Below are 24142 nucleotides of genomic sequence, written 5' to 3'. Positions count from 1 at the left end.
CCTTCCGGGTGGCCGGTCCGGACGGCGCCCCGGTGCCGTTCGGCGCCGTCGGGGAGCTGCTGATCGGCGGGGAGGGCGTCGCCCGGGGCTACCGCAACCGGCCCGAGCTGACCGCCGAGCGCTTCCCGCGCGACCCGGCGACCGGCGAGCGGCTCTACCGGACCGGGGACCTGGCGCGCTGGTCGGCCACCGGGGAGCTGCTGCTGCTCGGCCGGGCCGACCGGCAGGTGAAGCTGCGCGGCCACCGCATCGAGCTCGGCGAGGTCGAGTCCGCCGTCCGGCGGCACCTCGAGGCCGGGGACGTCCGGGTGGTCGTGCGCGAGGACCTGCCGGGCACCCCGCAGCTGGTCGCGTTCGTGACCGCCGCCCCCGACGCCGCGGCCGCGGCCCTCCGACGGGCCGGCGAGCTGCTGCCCGAGTACATGGTCCCGGCCCGGACGGTCACACTGACCCGGTTCCCGATGACCCCCAACGGGAAGGTCGACGTCGGCCCGTTGGCGGACCTCCCGCCGGCCGAACTGCTGAGCCGGTTCGGGCACCCGCAGGAGCGGACCGCACCGGGTGCGCCCGCCGCCCCGGCCGCGGCGCGGCAGGCCGCGCCCGCCGGCGACCTGCTGGCCCGGCTGCGCGAAGCCACCGCGGGCGTCGCGGGGCGGTCCGCCGAGGAGGTCCCGGTCGACCGGCCCCTGGGCGAGGTGGGCTTCGACTCCGTCGGCTTCACCCAGCTGGCCGTGGTCCTGCGGGAGCGGCTCGGCATCGCCGTGCGGCCCACCGTCTTCTACTCCCACCCGGACCTCGCCTCGCTGGCGGCCCACCTGACCGCGACCCACCCCGAGGCGCTCGCCCCGGTCGCCCGGGCGTCCGCGACCCCGGTCGCCGGGCCGGCCCCGATCGCCGGTGCGCCCGCGGCCGCCGTCGGCTACCCGCCGGTCGCGATCATCGGGGTCGGCGGCCGGCTGCCGTCCTCGGCGAGCCTGGAGGAGTTCTGGGGCCACCTCACGGCCGGCCGCGACCTGACCCGCCCGTACCCGCTGGAGCGCGGCTTCTCCGCCCGGCTGTTCCCGGAGAGCTACCGCGGCTCCTTCGTCGACGACGTGGACGCGTTCGACCCGTCGCTGTTCCGCATCTCGCCCCGCGAGGCGGCCCAGATGGACCCGCAGCACCGACTGCTGCTGCACGCCGCGCACGAGGCCCTGCTGGACTCCGGGCACGTGCCCGCCGAGCTGGCCGGCAGCCGCACCGGTGTCTTCGTCGGGCTCAGCGGCGCGGACTACCTCAGCCTGCTCGGCCCCGGCTCCCCGGAGATGGGCGACCACTTCCTGATCGGCAACGTCGCCTCCATCGCGGCCAACCGCATCTCGTACGTCTACGACCTGAGCGGCCCGAGCGCGGTGTTCGACACTGCCTGCTCCAGCTCGCTGGTCGCGATCCACCGGGCGGCCCGCGCACTGCAGTACGGCGACTGCGAACTGGCCCTGGCCGGCGGGGCGAACCTGCTGCTGGCGCCGCACGGCTTCGCCGGGCTGCGCCGCGCCGGGATGCTCAGCCCCGACGGCCGCTGCAAGACCTTCGACGAGCGGGCGGACGGCTACGGACGCGGCGAGGGCGTGGTCCTGCTGGCGCTCAAGCTGCTCGACCGCGCGCTCGCGGACGGGGACCCGGTGCACGCCGTCCTGATCGGCTCGGCGGAGAACCACGGCGGGCACACCCACTCGCTGACCGTGCCCAACCCGCAGGCGCAGCGCGAGGTCGTGCTGGCCGCGCACCGCGCCGCCGGGATCTCGCCGGACACCGTCGGCTACATCGAGGCGCACGGCACCGGGACGCCGCTCGGCGACCCGATCGAGGTCGACGCGCTCAAGGAGGCGTTCACCCGCCTCTACGAGGACTGGGGGATCCCGGTCGTCCCGGGCCGGACCGGCGTCGGATCGGTCAAGACCAACATCGGTCACCTGGAGGCCGCGGCGGGCGTCGCGGGCATCGTGAAGGTCATGCTGGCGATGCGTCACCGCACGCTCCCCGGCCTCGTGGACCTTCGGACGCCCAACCCGATGCTCGACTTCGCGGACAGCCCGCTGCGGATCCAGTCCGCGGCGCAGGCGTGGGAAACACCCGACGGCGCGCCGGCCCGAGCCGGCGTCAGCTCGTTCGGCATGGGAGGCAGCAACGTGCACGTGGTAATGGAAGAGGCGGGGGAACGTTGATGGGTGGCACCACCGAGGACCGAGCCGCTCGGCTGATCGTGCTGTCGGCCGACGGCCGCGAGCAGCTCGACCGCTACCGGGCCGAGCTGGCGGCCTGGCTGGACGCCCACCCGGCTGCCTCCCTGGACCGGATCGCGTACACCCTGGGGACCGGCCGCGAGCAGCTGCGGGAGCGGCTCGCCGTGGTCGTCACCGGGGTCGCCGAGCTGGCCGCCCGGCTGCGGGACGGCGAGGGCGTGCACACCGGGACGGCCGCGCCCGGCGCCGCCGACGGCCCGGTGACCGTCGACGACCCGGCCGCGGCGGCCCTGCGCTGGACCACGGGCGGGACGCTGGAGTGGCCCCGCCCGGCGGGCCGCCGGCCGGCCCGGCTCTCGCTGCCGCAGCCGCCCCGGGCGACCCGCGGCTTCTGGATCGACCCGCCTGCGGCGTTGGCCGGGGCCGTCCCCGAACGACTGCTGACCGGCGGCGAGTTCTACCTGCGCGACCACGCCCTGGGCACGGTCCGGATCCTGCCCGCCGTCGCGGCGCTGGAGTTCGCGGTGGACGCCGCCGCCGAGCGCGGGCACGGCCGGGCCACCGGCATCGTGAACGTGCTCTGGGCCCGCCCCGTGCTGGTCCGGGACGAGCCGGTGCGGGTGCGCCTGCACCTCGAACCGGCCGCCGACGGCGGGGTCGCCTACGAGCTGCGGCGGGTCGACGGCACGGCCGACGGCGTGCTCTGCTCGACCGGCACCCTGCGCTTCGACGAGGCCGCGCCGGCGCCCCGGATCGACCTGGAGGTCATCCGCGCCCGCCTGCCCAGGACGTCCACGGCCGAGGACTGCTACGCGGTGTTCGCCGCGCTCGGCGGCGGCTACGGGCCGAGCCTCCAGGGCCTGGAGTCGGTGCGGCACACCCCGGGCGAGGCGCTGGCCCGGGTGGCCGTCCCGGCGGCCGCCGACGAGTCGTTCGACCGCTTCACCCTGCACCCGTCGCTGCTCGACGCCATGCTCCAGGCCTGCCTGTGGACCGACCAGGACCCGTCGGCCCCCCGGGCGCGCGAGCTGCCCTTCGCCCTGGACGGCGTCGACATCTTCGGGCCGCTGCCCGAGCGGGGCCACGTGCACGCCGTGGCGACCCCGGCCGGCCACGACGTGGTGCTCGCCGACGACGACGGCCGGGTGTCCGTGCGGCTGCGCGCCGTGGTCACCCGGGCCCTGGACGGCGCCGCCGCGCTGGACGGCCCGGCCGCCGCCCACCTGCTCGTCCAGCGGTGGCAGGACGCCCCCGCCGGAGCGGACGCCGCCCGGCCGACCCGGGTGCGGCTGCTCGGCGAGGGCGAGCTGCCCGGCGCCGAGCGGACCACCGAGGACGCCGTCCTGGCGGGCGACGAGGACCTGCTCGTCGTCCGCACCACCGACGGTGACCCGCTGCCCGGACTGCTGCGGCTGTTCCGCTCCTGGGCGGCGCGGCCGACCGGGCGCCCGGTCCGGGTGCTCCAGGTCCTGCGGCCGACCGGCGGCGCCGACGACGCGCGGGTGCACGCCCTGGACGGCTTCGCCCGCGCGCTCGCCAACGAGCACCCGGAGTTCCGGGTCGCGGCCGTCGAGGCGGACGACCTCGCCGCCGCCGTCGCGGCCGAGGCCGGTGCCGCGCACGAGTTCCGCGTCCGGTACACCGCCGGGCGCCGACAGGTGCTCCGCTGGGAGCCGGTCGCCCCGGCCGCCGCCCCGATCGCCCCGCGCGGCACCGTGCTGGTGACCGGTGGCGCGGGCGCCCTGGGCCGCCACCTCCTCGCCCACCTGGGCGCGGGCGCCCGCTACGTGCTGACCGGCCGTTCGGCGGAGGCCGACCTCTCCGCTCTGCGCGCCGCCGGGCTCGACGTCCACTACCTGCGGGCCGACCTGGGCGCTCCCGGTGCGGCCGCGGAGCTCGTCGGGCGGGTGCACGCCGACTTCGGCCCGATCCACGGAGTGCTGCACCTCGCCGGGACCACCCGGGACGCGCTGCTGGTGCGCAAGTCCGACGAGCAGTTCGCGGACGTGCTCGGGCCCAAGGTCGCGGGCACCCTCGAGCTCGACCGGGCCACCGCGGGCGACCCGCTGGAGTTCTTCGTCTGCTTCTCCTCGATGTCCGGCGCCGCCGGCAGCCCCGGACAGACCGACTACGCCTACGCCAACCGCTTCCTGGACGCCTTCGCGGCCTGGCGCCGGGCGAGCGACCGGCCCGGGCGCAGCCTCTCCGTGCTCTGGTCGCTCTGGGCGGACGGCGGGATCCGCGTCGACGCCGACGAGGCCACCGCGGCCCGGATGGCCCGTCAGGTCGGGCTGGTGGCGATGCCGACCGCCGCGGCGCTGGAGGCGTTCGACCGCGCGCTGGGCCACGACGGGGACCACGTGATGGTCGCGCACGGCCATCTGGCGCGGCTGCGGGAGGTCCTCGACGCACCGGCCCCGGCCCTGCCGTCGGTGGCGGCGCCCGCCGAGTCCGCCGCGTCCGCCGAGTCCGCCGAGTCCGCCGCGTCCGCGCCGGACGGGCGGTCGCCGGAGGTGACCGGCGCCGTCGAGGAGTTCCTGCGCGGCGTGTTGGCCGAGGTGTTCGACTTCCCGCCGGAGGAGATCGACGCGGACACCGCGTTCGAGCAGTTCGGTATCGACTCGCTGCTGATCATGGATCTGACCCGGCGGCTGGAGGACCACTTCGGGTCGCTGCCGAAGACCCTGTTCTTCGAGTACCAGAACCTGCGGGCGCTCGCGGGCTGGTTCGCCGGGCAGTACGGCGACCGGTTCGCCCCGCGGGCGGCGGCGCCCGCGCCGGAGGCCGCCCCGGTGCCCGAGGCCGTGCCGGCGGTCGAGGCCGCCCCCACCCCCACCCCCACCCCCGCCCCCGTCGCCGCCGCGTCCGCGCCGGCTGCCCCCGCCGGCCCGATGCCCATCGCCATCGTGGGCGTGGCCGCGCGGTTCGCCGAGTCGGACACCCCGGAGGAGTTCTGGGCCAACCTGCGGGCGGGCCGGGACCTCGTCACCGAGATCCCCGCGGACCGCTGGGACTGGCGCGACTACGACCAGGCCACCCCCGCCGACCAGGCCGCCCGGTACAGCCGCTGGGGCAGCTTCCTGCGCGGCATCGACCGCTTCGACCCGCTGTTCTTCGGCATCTCGCCCCGCGAGGCCGAGATCATCGACCCCCAGGACCGGCTGTTCCTCCAGGCCGCCTGGCACGCCATGGAGAACGCCGGCCGCACCCGCGAGGACCTGCGCTCCCGCCGCGTCGGTGTCTACGTCGGCGCGATGTACGGGCTGTACCAGCTGCACGAGGCCGAGGACGGCCGGATCGGCGCCTCCTCGCACGCGTCGATCGCCAACCGCGTCTCGTACACCCTGGGCCTGACCGGCCCGAGCCTCGGCGTGGACACCATGTGCTCGTCCTCGCTGACGGCCATCCACCTGGCGGTGCGGGACCTGCGCGCCGGTGACACCGAGTTCGCCGTCGCGGGCGGCGTCAACCTCCACGTGCACCCGTACAAGTACCGCTTCCTCGGCCAGGGCGGCTTCACCTCCAGCGACGGCCGGTGCCGCAGCTTCGGCGCGGACGGCGACGGCTACGTGCCCGGTGAGGGCGTGGGCGCCGTGCTGCTGCGCCCGCTCGCTGACGCCGTCCGGGACGGCGACCACATCCACGGCGTCATCCTGGGCTCCAGCGTCAACCACGGCGGCCGGACCAACGGCTTCACCGTGCCCAACCCGGTCATGCAGGGCGGGCTGGTCAGCCAGGCGCTGGCCGAGGCCGGGGTGGACCCCGACTCGCTCGGCTACCTGGAGGCCCACGGCACCGGCACCGCGCTCGGCGACCCGGTGGAGATCCGCGGCCTCGCCCTGGCCCTGGGCGGCTCCGACCGGGCGCCGGGCAGCCTGCCGATCGGCTCGGTCAAGTCCAACATCGGGCACCTGGAGTCCGCCTCCGGCATGGCCGGGCTCAGCAAGGTGCTGCTGCAGATGCAGCACGGCGAGCTGGTGCCCTCGCTCCACGCGGACCCGCCGAACCCGAACATCGACTTCGACTCGACCCCGCTGCGGGTGCAGCGCGAGCTCGCCCCCTGGCCCCGGCAGGACGGCCGGCCCCGCCGGGCGGGCATCAGCTCCTTCGGCGCGGGCGGTGCCAACGCCCACCTGGTCGTCGAGGAGTACGTCGCCGACCCGTCGGCCGCGCGGCCGTCGGCCGGCCAGGCCGGCCCCTGGCTGTTCCCGCTGTCGGCCCGGGCGCCGGAGCGCCTGCCCGTGCTGGCCGCGCAGCTCGCGGACGCCGTGGAGCGGGGGCGGTACGACCTCGCGGACGTGGCGTTCACCCTGCAGGCCGGGCGCGAGGAGTGGGCGGACCGGATGGTCGTGCTCGCCGCCACCGCCGAGGAGCTGGTGGCCGGGCTGCGCGGGGACGCGCTGTCCGGCGTCTGGAACGGCAGCGCGCGCGGCCGGGCTTCGGCCCGGGCCGCGGCGCCCGCCGGCGACGACCCCGCCGAGCTCGCCGCTGCCTGGGTCGCCGGCGCCAGGATCACCTGGCCCCGGGGCAGCGGGCGGCGCGTGCCGCTGCCCGGCTACCCGTTCGAGGAGCTGCGCTGCTGGCTGACCGACACCATCTGGTCGCCGCCCGCCCGCACGGCGGTGTCGGGCCCCGTCCACCCGCTGCTGGACGGGGTCGACCCGGCCGACAGCCTCGACGGTCTGACCCACCGGGCCGTCTTCGGCCCCGAGCACCCGCTCATCGACGGGCACCGCGTCGGCGAGATCCGGCTGCTGCCCGCCGCGGCCATCCTGGAGATGGCCCGCGCGGCCGCCGAGGCGGCCGGCCTCGCGCAGCCCGTCCGGCTCGACGGCGTCCGGTGGCTGCGGCCGTTCACGGTGGCCGGCGCCGAGCGCACGGCCCGTCTGCGGCTGCGCCGCGGCCGCGTCGGCCTGGAGTTCGAACTCCTCGGCGACGCCGATGAGTTGCTCGCCGAAGGGCGGCTCGCCCAGCTGGCCGAACCGCGGCCCGGGGCCGTCCCGGTCGAGGCCCTGAAGGCCCGGCTGACCCGGCTCCACCAGGGCGCGGACCTCTACGCCGACCTCGCGGCCGCCGGGCTGCTCTACGGCCCCGCCCTGCGGACCGTCGAGTGGATCGCGTCGGGCGAGGGCGAGGCCCTGGTGCGCCTGCGCGTCCCCGCGGAGGCCGCCCGGTTCGCCGGCTGCGCCCTGCACCCCTCGGTGGTGGACGGCGCGCTGCACGCGTTCGCCGTCCTGCGCGACCGCACGGCCGGCTCCGCCATGGTGCCGTTCGCCCTCACGGCCGCCGAGGTGTTCGCCCCGGTGTCGGAGCTCGGGTACGCCCATGTGCGGGCCGTCGGCGCCGACCGCTACGACCTGACCCTGACCGACGACACCGGTGAGGTCCGGGTCCGGCTGCGGGACCTGTCGCTGCGGCCCGCCGGGAGCGCCGCGCCCACCGCCGCCCCGCAGGCGCCCGCGCCGCAGGCCGCACCGGTGTCGCCCGACGAGCTGATGTTCGTCCCGAGCTGGGCACCGGTGGCCGAGCCGGGCCAGGCCCCCGCCGGGGGCACCACCTGGCTGGTCCGCGGCCCGGAGCACGCCGCGCTCGCCGCGGCCCTGCGGGCGGGCCTGGCCGGTACGGTCACCGAGCTGGACCCGAGGCAGGTCCGGGACGCCGGCGGCCGGCCCGACCACGTCGTCCTGGTCGCCCCCGCGGGCGGGCGCACCGACGACGTCGAGGCGCTCGAAACCGCCCAGGACCGGGGTGTCCTGACGCTCTTCCGGCTCGCCAAGGTGCTGCAGCGGCTCGGCTCCCCGATCCGGATCACCGTCGTCACCGAGGACGCGCTCACCACGGGCGACGAGCCGGTCCGCGACCCGTACGCGGCGAGCCTGCACGGGCTCGCCCTGTCACTGGCCCAGGAGCACCCGCGCTGGCGAGTGGCCGTCGTCGACCGGTCGTCCGCCGACGCGCCGACCGCCGACCTGCTCCGGGTGCCGGCCGGCGGCCCGTACGCGCTGCGCGGCGGCGTGTTCCACCGCCGCCGGCTCGTCGCCGCCGCGCCCACGCCCCCGCAGGAGCGGATCCGCCGCGACGGCGTCTACCTGGTCCTCGGCGGCGCCGGGGGCATCGGACTCGAACTGGCCGACTGGCTCGTCCGGCGCCACCGGGCGAAGGTCGTGCTGCTCGGCCGCAGCGAGCTGGACGCCGGGCGCCGCGCCCGGCTGCGCGCCATCGACCCCGGCGGCGAGCTGGTCTCCTACGAGCGGGCCGACGCGACGGACCCGCGGGCCCTGCGCGAGGCGGTCGCCCGCACCCGCGCCCGGCACGGCGCCCTGCACGGCGTCTTCCACGCGACCATCGTGCTGCGCGACCAGACCGTCGCCACCATGACGGAGGACACCTTCCAGGACGTCCTCGCCGCCAAGACCCGCACCTCGGTCGCCCTGCACGCGGCGCTCGCCGACGCGTCCGACCTGGACTTCGTCCTCTTCTTCTCCTCGGCGGTGGCGCTCTCCGGCAGCGCCGGGCAGGGGAACTACGCGGCCGGCTCGACCTTCGAGGACGCCTTCGCCCACCACCTCGACGGGGTGCTTCGGGCCAGCGTCGCAGTCATCAACTGGGGCTACTGGGGGACGGTCGGCATCGTCGCGGACGAGCGCCACCGGGCCCGCCTGGCGGCCACCGGCATCCACTCGATCACCCCGGAGGAAGGGATGGCGGCCGTGCACAGCGTGCTGGGACGCCCGGACCGACAGGTCGTCGTCGTCAAGGCCGACGCCTCCGCGCTGGCCGCGGTCGGCGTCGAGCAGGAGACCGCCGCGCCCGGCACCCCAGCCGACGACGTGTCGCTGGTGCCGTCCCTCGCGGCGCTCCGGCCGGTCGAGCGGCTGCTCACCGAGGACGACGACGCCCGCCTGGACGAGATCATGCTCGGCTGGCTGTGGACCCTGTTCCGCCAGGAGGGCGTCTTCCTGACCGAGGCCGAGCGGTGGACCCCCGCGGCGCTCACCGAGCGGCTGGGCGTCGTACCCGCGCACGGCCGGCTCTTCGCCGAGCTCCTGCGCCAGCTCACCGAGGCCGGCTTCCTGCGCGACAGTGGCGGGCGGCTCGCCCCCACCGGGCGCCCGGTGGGCGCCGACCCGGAGGGCGACCTGGTCGAGCTGTGCGAGCAGAAGACGGCGCTGAACCGCTTCGACCGGCTGCTCAGGCCCTGCATGCACAACCTCTTCGGCGTCATGCGCGGCACCGTCCGCGCGACCGACGTGATGTTCCCGGGCGGCTCGACCGCGCTCGTCGAGGGCGCCTACCGGGGCAGCCCGGTCGTCGACCGGGCCAACGAGCTCGTGGTCGGGGCCGTCCGCGACCAGCTGGACGGGCACCGCGGCCGGCTGACGGTCGTCGAGATCGGGGCGGGCACCGGCGGCACCACCGCCGGCGTCCTGCCCGCGCTGTCCGCCTCCGGCGTCGACGTGAGCTACGTCTACACCGACATCTCCCGGGCCTTCCTACAGCACGGCCGGCAGCGGTTCGCCGCCGAGCACCCGTACGTCCGCTTCGAGCAGCTCGACATCTCGCGCGACCCGGTCGCGCAGGGCTTCCAGCCCGGCAGCGTCGACCTGGTCGTCGCCGCCAACGTGCTGCACGCCACGACCGACCTGCTCGCCACCCTGCGCGCCGTCAACCTGCTGCTCAGGCCGGGCGGCCGCCTGGTGCTCAACGAGGCCAGCAGCAACGTCATGACCGCGACCCTCACCTTCGGGCTGTTGGACGGCTGGTGGCTCCACCAGGACGCCGAACTGCGGCTGCCCGGCTCGCCGTTGCTCTCCGCCCCCGGCTGGCGCCGGGCCCTCGCGCTGGCCGGCTTCGCCCGCAGCCGGGCCCTGCCCGCCGACGAGGGGCTGAGCCAGCACGTGGTCGTCGCCGAGACGGCGGCGGAGGGTGCGCCGCGGGCCACCGCGCCGGCGGTCACCGCCGCCCCGGCCCCCGCGACCGCGACCGCCGGCCCGGGCACCCCGGCCGACGGGGACGCCGACGCGCTGACCGAGGCGGCCCGGGAGTACGTCAAGGACGCCTTCGTCGAGATCCTCCAGGTTCCGCGCGAGCGGCTCTGGCTCGACGAGACCTACGAGAACTTCGGCGTCGACTCGCTGACCGTGCCCCGGATCGCGGACCTGCTGGCCGAGCGGACCGGCGAACTGCCCGCGACCCTGCTGTTCGAGTACCCGACGATCCGCGAGGTCGCCGACTACCTGGTGGAGCGCCACCCCGCCGCCGTCCGCGCGCTGCTCCCCGAGCAGCCCGCCCCCGCCGCCGCCCCCGCCGTGGTGGCGGCGTCCCGGCCGCAGGCCGCGCCGCGCCCGGAGGCGGACCACCGCATCGCGATCATCGGCGTCGCGGGCCGCTACCCGCTCGCCGACGACACCGAGGCGTACTGGGAGAACCTGCGGGCCGGCCGCGACTGCGTGCGCGAGGTGCCGTCGGAGCGCTGGGACCACCGCACGCTGACCTCGGCCGACGGCCGACCGGTCAGCCGCTGGGGCGGATTCCTCGACGGCATCGACGAGTTCGACCCGCGCTTCTTCCAGATGTCACTGCGCGAGGCCGAGCTGACCGACCCGCAGGAGCGGCTGTTCCTGCAGACCTCCTGGCACGCCCTGGAGGACGCCGGCTACCCGCGCACCCGGCTGCGCGGCAGCCGGGTGGGCGTCTACGTGGGCGTCATGTACGGCCACTACCAGCTGTTCGAGGACGAGCGCGGCCTCGCGGGCGGCATGGGGTACTCCTCCATCGCCAACCGGGTCTCCTACGTCCTCGACCTGCACGGCCCCAGCCTGGCCGTCGACACCATGTGTTCCTCCTCGCTGACCGCCATCCACCTCGCCTGCGAGGCCCTGGTGGCCGGCCGGGCGGACTACGCGCTCGCCGGCGGCGTCAACCTCGCCCCGCACCCGCGCAAGTACCGCCAGCTCGCGGTAGGCGGCTTCACCGGCGACAGCGGACGGTGCCGCAGCTTCGCGGCCGACGGCGACGGCATGGTGCCCGGAGAGGGCGTCGGCGCCGTCCTGCTCAAGCCGCTGGCCGCGGCGGAGCGCGACGGCGACCGGATCCTCGGCGTCATCCTGGCCAGCGCCCTCAACCACGGCGGCAAGACCGGCGGGTTCGCCGTGCCCAGCCCCGCCGCCCAGGCCGAGGTCGTCGCCGAGACGCTGCGCGAGGCCGGCGTCGAACCGGGCAGCGTCTCGTACGTGGAGGCGCACGGTACCGGGACGGCGCTCGGCGACCCGGCCGAAGTGGCCGGGCTGGTCCGCGCCTTCGGCGACCTGCCGGCCGGCTCGATCGCCCTCGGTTCGGTGAAGTCCAACCTCGGGCACCTGGAGTCGGCGGCGGGCATCGCCGCGCTCACCAAGGTCCTGCTGCAGCTGAGGGCCCGTGAACTGGCGCCCTCCCTGCACGCGGACCGGCTCAACCCGGCCGTCGACTGGAACCGGGTGCCGTTCCGGGTCCAGCGCGACCTCGCGCCGTGGACCGGCCCCGGGCCGCTGCGCGCGGGCGTCAGCGCCTTCGGCGCGGGCGGCTCCAACGCCCACCTCGTGGTGGAGGAGTACCGGCAGGACGCACCGGTCGCCGCCCCGGCGGGCCCGGCCGTCCTCCCGCTCTCGGCCCGGGACGAGGAGGGCCTGCGCCGGGTCGCCGAGCGGACGCTGGCCTGGCTGCGCGCCGCGCGCCCGGCCGTCGACGTGGCGGACCTCGCGGCCGCGGCGGGCGTGCCCGTCACGGCGGTGGACGAGCCGCTCGACGAGCTCGGCCTCGACCCGGCCACCATCGTGCGGCTGATCGGTCGCACCGACGCGGTGCGCCCGGGGGCCGTGCACGGCGGGACGACGCTGCGCGAGCTGGCCACCCGGTCGGCCGGCGCCGGAGCCGGGGTCGACCTCGGCCGGCTGGCGTACACCCTCCAGGTCGGGCGGGAGGCCCAGGCGCACCGCCTCGCCGTCGTCGCCTCCTCGGCGGAGGCGTTCGCGGACGCGCTGGCGGGCTTCCTCGCCGGGCGCCCGGGCGGGTACACCGGCGTCGCGACCGCGGAGCCCGGCCCCGCCACCGTGCCGTCCGCCGACGCCGAGGACACCGCGCGCCGCTGGGCCGCCGGCGAGGCGTTCGACTGGGCGGGCGCCCACCAGGGCGCGGTCCGGCCGCTGTCGCTGCCGGGGTACCCGTTCGCGCGGACCCACTGCTGGATCGACGCGGTCGCCCCGACCGCCTCCGCCGCTCCGGCCGCCCGGACGGCCGCGGCGGACGGCACCCGGGTGCTGGCCGCGGTGCTGCGCCTGCTGGGCGACGTCAGCGGCTACCCGGTGGCCGACCTCGACCCGGCCGGCTCCTTCCACGACCACGGCCTGGACTCGCTGAGCCTGGTCCGGCTGGCCGGCGAGGTCTCCGAGGCCTTCGCGGTGCCGGTCGGCCCGGACCAGCTGCTGGCCACCCCCACCCCGAAGGAACTCGCCGCCTGGCTGGCGCGCGAGTACCCGGACGCTCTCCCCGACGCGGACCGGCCCGCCCCGGCGGAGGCCCCGGCCGCCTTGGCCGCCCCGGCCGTCGCGGTCGAGGCGCCGGTCGCGGTCACCCCGGCCGAGGACGACCCGGTGGTGATCGTGGGCATGGCCGGGACCCTGCCCGGGTCCGCCGACCTGGACGCGTTCTGGGCCAACCTGCAGCGCGGCGGCGACCTCTTCGAGAAGGTGCCCGAGGACCGCTGGGACGCCCGCGCCCACCACGGCGACCCGGCGCTGCACCCCGACCGGACCCGGATCACCCGGGCCGGCTTCATGCCGGACATCGACCGGTTCGACCCGCTGTTCTTCGGCATCTCCCCGCGCGAGGCCCGTTGGATGGACCCCCGCCAGCGCCTGCTGCTGCGCACCGTGTGGACGGCCCTGGAGGACGCCGGCATCGACCCGACCTCCCTCGCCGGCACCGACACCGGCCTGTTCGTCGGCGTCGGTTCCTCCGAGTACGCCGAGCTGGTCCAGCGCTCCGGCACCGCCACCGACGCCTACGCGTCGACCGGCCTGACCCCGTCCATGCTGGCCAACCGGGTCTCCTACCACCTCGACCTGCGCGGCCCCAGCGAGCCCGTGGACACCGCCTGCTCCAGCTCGCTGGTCGCCCTGCACCGCGCGGCCGAGGCCCTGTACCTCGGGCACTGCGACACCGTCATCGCGGGCGGCGTCAGCCTGATGCTGTCGCCGGTGACCTTCGCCTCCCTCGAACGGGCCGGGATGCTCAGCCCGGACGGCGTCGGCCGGGCCTTCGACGACGACGCCGCCGGCTACGTGCGCGGCGAGGGCGTCGGAGCCGTCGTGCTCAAGCGGCTCAGCCGGGCCCGCGCCGACGGCAACCCCGTCCTCGCGGTGCTGCGCGGCACCGCCGTCAACCACGGCGGGCGGTCCAACTCGCTGACGGCGCCCAACCCGCGCGCCCAGGCCGAGGTCATCGTCAAGGCGCACCGCGCCGCCGGCGTCGATCCGGCGACCGTCGGCTACATCGAGACGCACGGCACCGGGACGGTCATCGGCGACCCCGCCGAGACCAACGGACTGCGCCAGGCCTTCGCGGAGCTCTACCGCGACTGGGGCCACCCGGCGCCCTCGGCGCCGCACTGCGCCCTCGGCGCGCTCAAGAACACCATCGGGCACCTCGAACCGGCCGCCGGCATCGCCGCCGTCCTGCGGGTGCTGCTGTCGATGCGGCACGGCCGGATCACCGGCGACCCGCACGGGCCGCGGCCCAACCCCCACCTGGCGCTCGCCGGGACCCCGTTCGAGGTCGCCGCGGCCGGCCGCGACTGGCTGCCGTCGGCCCCCGACGTGCCGCGCCGCGCGGGCGTGAGCTCGTTCGGCTACGGCGGGGTCAACGCCCACGTCGTCCTGGAGGAGTACCGCGCCGACGACGAGCCGGCCGCGGCCACCGCCCCGGTCGTCCTCACCTTCTCCGCGCGCGACGGGGAGCGGCTGCGCGCCCACGCGCGGGCGTTCCTGGACAGGCCGGAGAGCTGGACGCCGGACCTCGCCGCGACCGCGCACACCCTGCAGAGCGGCCGCGCCCTGCACGCCGAACGCCTGGCATTCGTCACCGGTTCGGCCGACCACGCGCTCGCCACCCTGCGGCGGTTCCTCGCCGGGGACACCGCGGGCCTGCACCTCGGCCGCGTCGAGCGGGGCACCGACCCCGAGCCCTTCGACGGCCACGGTGACGACGAGGCGGCGGCCGCCGCCTGGGTGCGCGGCGCGACCGTCGACTGGGCCGCCCGGCGGACCGGGACACCGGCGCTGCGCTCCCTGCCCGGCTACCCCTTCGCCGCCGAGCGGCACTGGTTCACCGACGGCGCCCCGGCGCCGGTGGCCGAACCGGCCGCGCCGGTCAGCCTGTTCGCGGCGGAGTGGGCGGCCGAGCCCGTGCCGCCGGCCGTGCCGCGCACCGACCGGGTGCTGGTCTTCGGTGACCTGCCGGTCCCCGGCGCCGTGCACGTCCGGGCCGGCACCAGGTACGCCGAGGACGGCGACACCGTCACGATCCGCCCCGCCGAGCCCGAGGACTACGCCCGGCTGCTGGCCGTCCCGGCCGACCGCATCGTGCACCAGTGGCCGCTGCTCACCCCGGACCGCGCGGACCTCGGCACCGAGTCGGTGTTCCTGCTCGCCCGCGCGCTGATGGCCTCCCGGGCCCCGGCGCGGCTCCAGGTCCTGGTGCCCGAGGGCGCCATGGCGGAGGCGTGGGGCGGCTTCGAGGCCTCGCTGCGGGCCGCCCTGCCCGGCATGGCCGTCTGCGTGGTGCGGGTGGCCGGCCGGGTCGGCCAGGCCGCGCTGCTCGCCGAGGTCGCGGCCGAGCGGCTCTCCGGAGCCGCCGTCCGCCTCGCGGAGACCGGCCGGGCGGTCCGGCTGCTGACCGAGATCGCCCCGCGGCCCGCGCAGCCGTCCCCGCTGCGCCCGGGCGGCGTCCACCTGGTCACCGGCGGCACCGGCGGGCTCGGCCTGCTGCTCGCCCGCACCCTGCTGGCCCGCGGGGCCAAGGTGGCCCTCACCGGCCGGTCGCCGGAGGCGGACCGGGCCGCGGAGCTCGCCGAGCTGCGCACGCTCGGCGAGGTGCGGTACTTCCGGGCCGCGGTCGAGGACCGGGCCGCCATGGCGGCGGTCGTCGCCGCCGTCAGGGAGCAGTGGGGCGCGCTGAACGGCGTCTTCCACCTGGCCGCCACCGCCTCCCGCACGCCGCTGCCCGGCAAGGACGTCGCGGAGTTCCGCACGCACCTGCGGGCGCGCTTCGAGGGCACCAGGGTGCTCGACGAGGTGACCGCGGGCGAGCCGCTGGACCTCTTCGTGCTGTACTCCTCGCTCGCGGGCCAGCTCGGTGACTACGGCCTGGTCGACTACGCGGTGGGCGCCCGCTTCCTGGACGGCTTCGCCGAGGAGCGCGAGGCGCTGCGCACGGCGGGCGGCCGCAGCGGGCGCACCGTCTCGATCGACTGGCCGATGTGGCGCGACGGCGGCATGCACGTGGACCCGGAGGACGAGAGCCGCTACCTCGCCGCCACCGGCTTCCGCTACCTGGAGGCCGAGGAGGGCGAGCGGCTGCTCGACGTGGTGCTGCGCCTGGGCCGGCCCCAGGTGGCCGTGCTGCCGGGGGAGCCGGAGCGGATGCGCGAGCAGGTCGCGTCGATGCGGACCCGCGAGGTCCTGCGCCCGGCCGAGCCGACCGTGGTGCCGACCGTGGTGCCGGTCGTCGAGCCGGCCGTGGTGCCGGCCGCCGTACCGGTGGTCCGGTCGGTGGGGGTCGACGCCGCGGGTGAACTGGCGGACCGGCTCCGGGAGATGATCGCGGAGAACCTGGGCCTGGCGCCGGCGGCGCTCGACCCGCAGGCCGGTTTCGGCGAGTACGGGCTGGACTCCTTCGGTCTCCAGTCGCTGTCCGCCGCGATCGAGGAGCGCTACGGCGTGTCGGTTCCGACCACGACGCTGTTCGGTGCGAACACCATCGGCAAGCTCGCCCGGCACCTCGCCGAGGAGTACCCGGGACTGGGCCGGCCCGCCGCGCCCGTGGCGCCCGCCGCACCCGCAGCCGTCCCGGCCGCCGCGGCACCGCGCCCGGAGGCCGTCGCCTCCGCGGTGCGGGAGGCGGCACCGGCCGAGGACGACGCGATCGCCGTCGTCGGCATGGCCGGGCGGTTCCCGGGCTCGGCCGACCTGGACGGGTTCTGGCACCACCTCGCGGACGGACGGGACCTCGTGACCGAGACCCCCGCCGACCGCTGGGACTGGCGGGAGGTGTCCCGGCGCTTCGGCGGCACCGCCCGGTGGGGCGGCTTCCTCGACGACGTCGACCGCTTCGACGCGCGGTTCTTCAAGATCTCGCCGGCCGAGGCCGAGGTGATCGACCCCCAGCACCGGCTGTTCCTGGAACACACCTGGGCGGCGCTGGAGGACGCCGGCTGCCGGGCGGACCGGCTCGCCGGGCGCCGGGTGTGCGTCTTCGCGGGCGTGCAGTTCAACGACTACGAGGCGATGGTGATGGGCGGCGGGCAGGTCAACGCCCACGCCGGCACCGGGCTGGCGCGGACGATGCTGGCCAACCGCATCTCGTACCTGCTGGACCTGCGCGGCCCGAGCGAGAGCATCGACACCGCCTGCTCCAGCTCGCTGGTGGCGCTGCACCGCGCCGTCCGCGCCCTGCGGTCCGGGGAGAGCGACCTGGCCATCGCCGGCGGGGTGAGCCTGGTGCTCTCGCCGCAGACCGTGGTCGCGGGCAACCAGCTCGGCGTGCTCTCGCCGGACGGCCGGTGCAAGGCGCTGGACGCGGCGGCCGACGGCTACGTCAAGGGGGAGGGCGTGGGCGTGCTGGTGCTGAAGCCGCTCGCCCGCGCGCTCGCCGACGGCGACCGGGTGCACGCAGTCATCCGGGGAAGCGCCGTCAACCACGGCGGACACGCGTCCTCGCTGACCGCGCCGAACCCGCTGGCCCAGGCCGACCTGCTGGTGGACGCCTACCGCGACGCCGGCGTGCCGATCGAGACGGTGTCCTACGTCGAACTGCACGGCACCGGCACCCCGCTCGGCGACCCGGTGGAGATCGACGGCCTGACCCGGGCCCACCGCGCGCTCGCCACCGGCCCGGCCACCGCCTGCGGCATCGGGACGGTGAAGAGCAACATCGGCCACCTGGAGCCCGCCGCCGGCATCGCCGGAGTGATCAAGGTGGTCCTGGCGATGCGGCACCGGACCCTGCCGCCGACCCTCCACCTGCGCACGCTCAACCCGCTGATCGACCTCGACGGCACGCCGTTCGAGCCGGTCGGCGCCGCGACCCCGTGGGAACCCGTGGACGCCGTCGGCGCGCCGCTGCCGCTGCGCGCCGGGGTGAGCTCCTTCGGCTTCGGCGGCGTCAACGCGCATGTCGTGCTGGAGGAGCCGCCGACCGCGCCGCCCGCCACCGCGACCGGGCCCGCGGCGGAACAAGAGGTGTTCGTGCTCTCCGCCCGGACCGAGGACGCGCTGCGCCGGTACGCGGCCGCGACCGTGGCGCACCTGGACGGCCTGCCCGAGGGCTCGGCGCCGTCGCTGTCCTCGCTCGCCTTCACCTCCCAGGTCGGGCGGGTGCCGATGGCGGTGCGGCTGGCCGTGGTCGCCGGGTCGACGGCGCAGCTGCGCGAGCTGCTGGCCGCCTTCCTCGACGGCGGCCCCGCCGGCGGCGGCACCGCCGGGGACCACGCCTGGCTCGCCGAGCCGGAGGGCGCGAGCTACCTGGCGCGGCTGGTCCGCGAGGGCCGGCTCGACCGGATCGCCCGGCTCTGGCAGGACGGCGCCGACATCGACTGGAGCGCGCTGCGCGCCGACCGGCCGCCGCTGGTGTCCCTGCCGACCTACCCGTTCGCCCGCGTACGGCACTGGCTGGCGGGCGGCACCGCGCCCGAGCCGGTGCGGCAGCCGGACGCGCCGTCCTCGCTGCTGCTGGTGAAGGACTGGGTGGCCGCGCCGCTGCCCGGGGCCGAACTGCCGGGCGGGATCGTGGCGTTGGTGAGCGCCGAGACCGAGCCGCTGGCCCGGGCCGCGTTCGGCCCGGCGGCCGAGCTGCTCCGGCTGGACGGCGACGACGAGGCCGCCGGCGCGAAGCTCGCGGCCGCGCTCGGCCGGGTCGGGGCGGTCGTCGACCTGGTCGACGTGTCGACCGTGCCCACCGACGTGGTGGCGGCCGACCCGGCCCGGATCGCGCTCCTGCGCGAGCTGGTCGCGGCCCACCGGGCCGGAGGTTTCGCCTACCTCCACCTGACGCACGGCCTGACCACGTTCCGCGCCGAGCGGCCCACCCTGCGGGGTGCCGGGCTCGCGGGCCTGGTCCGGATGCTCACCGCCGAGTACCGCGGGATCCTCGCCCGCACGCTCGACGTCGACTCCCTGGAGCCGGCCGCGCTGCGGGCGGCGGTCGCGGCCGAACTCGGCGCGACCGACCCGGTGACCGAGGTCTGCGTGCGCGGCGGCGTGCGGCACACGCCGGTGCTGCGGGAGGCCGCCGAGGCCGCGCCGGGCACCGACTGGTCCGCGGACCTGGCCGGGCGGACGGTGGTGATCACCGGCGGGACGGGCGCCCTCGGCCGGCTGGTGGCGGCCCGGCTGCTCGACCGGGGCGCCGACCGGCTCGTCCTGCTCGGCCGCACCGAGCTGCCCGAGCGGGCCGCCTGGCCGGCCCTGCTGGCCGACCCGGCCACCGATCCCGCCCTGGCGGCCCGCCTGCGGGACCTCGCGGCGCTCGACCGCCCGGGCGTCCGGGTGGTGGTCGAGAGCGCCCCGCCGGAGCGGATCGGCGAGGTGATCGACCGCGCCCGGCGCGAGCTGGGCCCGATCGCCGGGATCGTGCACTGCGCCGGCCTCGGGGTGATGACCGACCCGGCCTTCATCGGCAAGCGGATGGCCGACGTCAGCCGGGTGCTCGAACCCAAGACGACGGGGCTCCAGGGCCTGCTGGACGCGTGTGCGCAGGACCCGCTGCGGTTCGTCGTGCTGTACTCGTCCGTCGCCGGGCAGGTGCCCGCGCTGGCGGTCGGCATGAGCGACTACGCGCTGGCCAACTCCGCGCTGGACCGCCTCGCCGAGTACCGGGCCGCGACAGGCGGGCCGCTCGTGCGCTCCGTCCAGTGGCCGAGCTGGCGGTCGGCGGGCATGCCCGAGGTCGACACCGCGGCGTACCGCGGCCTCGGCCTGCGGGCCGTCGAGCCGGAGGTCGGACTGGACCTGCTGGACCGGGCGATGGCCGCCGCGGAGCCGGTCGTGCTGCCCTGCGTGGTGGACGGCGGGCGGTTCGACGCCGGCGCGCTGCTCGCGGTGCCGGCGCCCGGCCGGCCGGAGGCCGCTCGGGGCGGGAACGCCGCCCCCGCCGGGCCGTCCGGGGCCGCCGCGACCGCGGTGGCGCCGTCCGGCCGGGCCGGGGAGGACCTGGTCCGGCGGCTGACCGAGGTGATCGCGGGGACGCTGCGGATGGATCCCGCGCAGGTGGAGCCGGGCGCCGACTTCGCCGACCTCGGGGTGGACTCGATCATGATCGCCCAGATCCTGGCCGCCCTGGAGCGGGAGCTCGGGGTAGTCGCCGAGCCGTCGGCGGTGCTGGAGAACCCCACCGTGGCACTGCTCGCGGAGGCGCTGCGGGACCAGGTCCCGGACCTCCCCGCCGCGGCGGCGCGGGTGTCCTTGGCGGTGCCGACGTCCGCCGAGGTGCCCGCGGGTGCCGAGGCGCCTGCTTGCGCCGAGGTGCCCGAGCGTGCCGAGGTGACAGCCTCCGCCGAGTCGTCCGGGGCCGCCCGGACGGCGGCGGCGCCGCGGGACGGCATCGCCGTCATCGGGATCGCCGCCCACTTCCCCGGTGCGCCCGACCAGGCCTCGTTCTGGCGGAACCTGGCGTCCGGGACTGACTCGGTGACCGAGGTGCCGGCGTCCCGCTGGGACCAGGAGCGGTTCTGGCGCCCCGTCCAGGAGCCCGGCACCACCATCAGCAAGTGGGGCGGCTTCCTGGAGGGCATCGAGCAGTTCGACCCGGAGTACTTCCGGCTGGACCCGGCGGGCGCCGCGCACCTCGATCCGCTGGTCCGCCAGGTCCTGGAGACCGGCGCGGAGTGCCTGGCGGACGCCGGGCTGACCGCCGCCGACGTCGGCGGCCGGCGGGTGGGCGTCTTCGCGGGCGCCCGGGCGGCCAACTTCGGTGCGCACCACGGCTCGGGCGGACCGCAGGCGATCAGCGGGGTGGCGCAGAACTTCATCGCCGCCCAGCTGTCCCACTTCCTCGACCTGCGCGGCCCGTCCGTGGTGGTCGACTCGGCCTGCTCCTCGGCGCTGGTCGCGGTGCACCTGGCCGCGCAGAGCCTGCGGAGCGGGGAGTCCGACCTGGCGTTCGCCGGCGGTGCGGAGATCCTCCTCGACGAGGTGCCGTTCATCGGCATGAGCGAGGCCGGCGCGCTGTCGCCGACCGGCCGCTGCCACACCTTCGACGAGCGGGCCGACGGCATCGTCCTCGGCGAGGGCGCGGGCATGCTGCTGCTCAAGCGGCTGGCCGACGCCGAGCGGGACGGCGACCGGGTCTACGCGGTGATCGAGGGCGGGGCCGTCAACAACGACGGCCGCACCATGGGCATCACCACGCCGAACCCCCGCGCGCAGCGGGAGGTGATCGAGCGGGCGCTGGCGGACGCGGGCGTCCGTCCGACGCAGATCGGCTACGTGGAGGCGCACGGCACCGGCACGATGATCGGTGACCCGATGGAGCTGAAGGCGCTCACCGAGGCCTTCCGCGGCGCCACCGACGAGATCGGCTTCTGCGGCGTCGGCAGCGTGAAGACCAACATCGGCCACACCCTGAGCGCGGCCGGCATCGCCGGACTGATCAAGGTCGTGCTCTCCGTCCACCACGCGCAGCTGCCGCCCACGCTGCACTGCGCGACGCTCAACCGGCGCTTCCGGTTCGACGAGTCGCCGCTGTTCCCGGTCCGGGAGCTGCGGCCGTTCGAGGGCCACGAGGGCGTCCGCCGGGCCGCCGTCAGCTCGTTCGGGTTCGGCGGCACCAACGCGCACCTGGTGGTGCGCCAGGCGCCGGCCGGGCACGTACCGTCGCGGACGCCGCTGGATCCGCCCCGCTACCGGCGGCGGTGGTTCTGGTTCGACCGGGCGGCGCAGCCGGCGGCCCCCGCGTCCGTCCCCGCGTCCGCCCCCGCGACCGCCCCGGCGTCCGGGCCCGCAGTGCCGGCGCCGTTCTTCGAGCTCCAGTTCCAGTCCGTGCCGGGAGGAAAGTAATGATCGCGTTGGATGGCCTGACCTGCACCGTGGTGGTGCGAGGGGCCGACCCGGTGCTGCGCGACCACCGGGTGCACGGCACGCGCATCCTGCCCGGCGTGTCGTTCCTCGACATGATCTACCGCATCCTGCTGGCCCACGGGGTCGACACCGAGCGGGTGGAGCTGCGCCGGCTGCTGTTCCGCAACCCGGCGGCGGCCGGACCGGACTTCGACACCGAGGTGACGATCCGGTTCACCGCCGAGGGTGACGGCTACCGGGTGTCGGCCACCGGCACCCGGCGGCCGTCGGGCGAGGTGGAGCCGCTGTTCGACTGCCGGCTCCTGCTCGACCTGCCGTTCCCCGCGGAGTCGACGGACCTGGCCGCGCTGCGCGCGCGGGCCACCCGCACCGTCGACATGTCGGAGCTGTACGCGACCGTGCGGCGCACCGGCATCGAGCACGGGGACTTCATGCGGGCCCGCGGCACCCTGTACGTCGGGGCCGGGGAGATGCTGGCGGACCTCTCGCTGAGCCCGCAGGCCGCGGACTACGCCGAGTACTTCCACCTGCACCCGGCCGGACTGGACTCCTCGACGCTGCTGCCGACGGTGTTCGCCACCGCGGACGTGGCCGGCGGCGCGCGGCCGTACATCCCGATGCTGATCGAGTCGTTCCGCGCCCGCGGCCCGCTCGGGACGCGCTCCCTGGTGGTCGCGGCGCCGCCGCGCCCGGCCGGTGCGGACGGCGACCTGACCACCTGTGACCTGCGCTTCCACGACGAGCACGGGCAGCTGCGGCTCTGGCTGCGGGGCCTGACGTCCAAGCGGGTCCGGGACGAGGCCGCGATCACCCGGCTGGAGGCCGCCGCGCCGGCCCGGGAGTCGGGCGAGGAGGTCGTGCGCCGGCTGCTCACCGACCGCCTCGACCGGGCGGAGTTCGACGAGGAGGCGGGCTTCTACGAGCTGGGCCTGGACTCCTCGGCCCTGCTGGGCATCGCCGCGGACCTGGAGGGCGCGTTCGGCCGGGACTTCTCGCCGACGCTGCTGTTCGAGCACAACACCTTCGCGGCCCTGGCCGAGCACCTGCGGGAGTTCGAGCCGGTGGCGGGCCCCGTACCGGCCCCGGCCGCCCCGGCGGCGCAGGGGGCGCAGGCCGCTCCCGCCGAAGAGCCGCCCGCCGAGGAGCCGCCGGCCGAGGTGGTCTGGTTCGCACCGCACTGGCGGGCGGCGCCACTGCCCGCGGCCGCGCCGCCGGCCGCCGTGCTGACCGTCGACGCGAGCACCCCACACGACTGGCCGGCCCTGCTCGCGGGCTCCGACGCCGCGGACGTGCTCTGGATCCCCGCCGATCCGCAGGACCTCGCGGCCGAGGCGGTCGCCCTGACCGGGTTCGCCGCGGCCCTGCTGCGCGCGCGCCGCGGGCAGGGCCGCCTCGCCCTCCACCTCGCCGCCGACGTACCCGTCGCGGCCGTCGCGGCCCTGTTCCGGACCCTGCGCCGGGAGCAGCCGGACGTCCGGGCCGGCGTGGTGCGCTCCCCGTACACGGCCGACGCGCTGGCGGAACTCGCCGCCGGCGTCCCGGACCCGGACGTGCGGTACACCGACGGGCGGCGCGAGGTCCGGGACGTCCGGCCGGTGCCGGCCCCGGAGCGCCCCGCGCGGCTGCGCGACCGGGGCGTCTACCTGATCACCGGCGGCCTCGGCGGGGCGGGCCTGGCCCTGGCCCGCCACTTGGCCCGGACAGTCCGGGCCCGCCTGGTGCTCTGCGGGCGCTCCGCCGCGGACCCGTCGGTGAGCGCCGAGCTGACCGCCCTCGGGGCGGAGGTCGCCGTGGTGGCGGCCGACGTCACCCGGGCCGAGGACGTGCGCCGCGTCGTCGACCTGGCGCTGTCCAGGTTCGGTGCGCTGCACGGCGTGGTCCACGCCGCCGGCGTGCTGCGCGACGGACTGATCGCGGGCAAGGCCGCCGAGGACGTCCGTGCGGTGCTCGCGCCCAAGCTCGCCGGCGCCCGCCACCTGTACGGGGCGACCCGGGACCTCGGGCTGGACTTCCTGGTGCTCTGCTCCTCCACCGCGGGGGCGTGGGGCAACCCCGGTCAGGCCGACTACGCCTGCGCCAACGCCTTCCTGGACGGCTTCGCGGAGGGGAAGCCGGGCGTGGTCTCGGTCGGCTGGCCGGCCTGGGCCGAGGGCGGGATGCCGCTCGACACCGCCGGGCTGCGGCGGATGGGCCTGCGGCCGATGGACACCCCGACCGCCGTGGACATCCTGCTGGCGGCGGTCGGCAGCGGCCGCCCGCACGTGGTCGCCCTCGTCGGGTCGGCGGAGCGGATCACCGGCGAGTTCGGGGCCGTGGCGGAACCGGCCGCCGAGCCCGTTCCCGCGCCGGCCCCCGTTCAGGCCGCCGCCCAGGCCCCTGTGCAGGCCCCTGTGCAGGCCGTCGGGCGCGTCCACGCCCAGGCCCCCGCAGCCGCCGTGGAGCGGACCGCCGCCCCGGACGTCCAGGACGACGCGATCGCCGTGGTCGGGATCAGCGGACGCTACCCGAAGGCCCGTGACCTCGACGAGTTCTGGGCGAACCTGCGCACCGGCCGCGACTGCATCACCGAGGTGCCCGCCGACCGCTGGGACC

Annotated in this window: 3 protein-coding genes (2 of these 3 only partly in view); all 3 read left to right on the top strand. The window is 77.0% G+C overall.

From position 1 onward, the window contains the following. Tightly spaced (each overlapping or abutting the next), the 3 genes in view from ACIBEC_RS17810 to ACIBEC_RS17800 form a layout consistent with a single transcriptional unit that may run on beyond the window. Positions 1 to 2204, top strand: the 3' portion of a protein-coding gene (locus tag ACIBEC_RS17810; RefSeq protein WP_360493067.1) for an amino acid adenylation domain-containing protein. The gene continues 2515 nt to the left of window position 1, outside the view; only the last 2204 of its 4719 coding nucleotides appear in the window; its start codon lies beyond the left edge, outside the window; it ends in the stop codon at positions 2202 to 2204. Further along, complete coding sequence (locus tag ACIBEC_RS17805; RefSeq protein WP_360493064.1) at positions 2204 to 21529, top strand: SDR family NAD(P)-dependent oxidoreductase; 19326 nt, start codon at positions 2204 to 2206, stop codon at positions 21527 to 21529. The genes ACIBEC_RS17810 and ACIBEC_RS17805 overlap by 1 nt, the downstream gene beginning before the upstream one ends. Continuing rightward, positions 21529 to 24142, top strand: partial view of an SDR family NAD(P)-dependent oxidoreductase gene (locus tag ACIBEC_RS17800; protein ID WP_360493061.1) — the 5' portion only. The gene runs 4325 nt beyond the window's last position; 2614 of the gene's 6939 nt are visible here — the first part of the coding sequence; it begins with the start codon at positions 21529 to 21531; its stop codon lies off the right edge, out of view. The genes ACIBEC_RS17805 and ACIBEC_RS17800 overlap by 1 nt, the downstream gene beginning before the upstream one ends.

Source organism: Kitasatospora sp. NPDC051164 (assembly GCF_044455625.1).
Taxonomy (GTDB): domain Bacteria; phylum Actinomycetota; class Actinomycetes; order Streptomycetales; family Streptomycetaceae; genus Kitasatospora.
The sequence above is the reverse complement of the archived record's forward strand: the minus strand, read 5'-3'. Positions and strand labels throughout refer to the sequence as shown.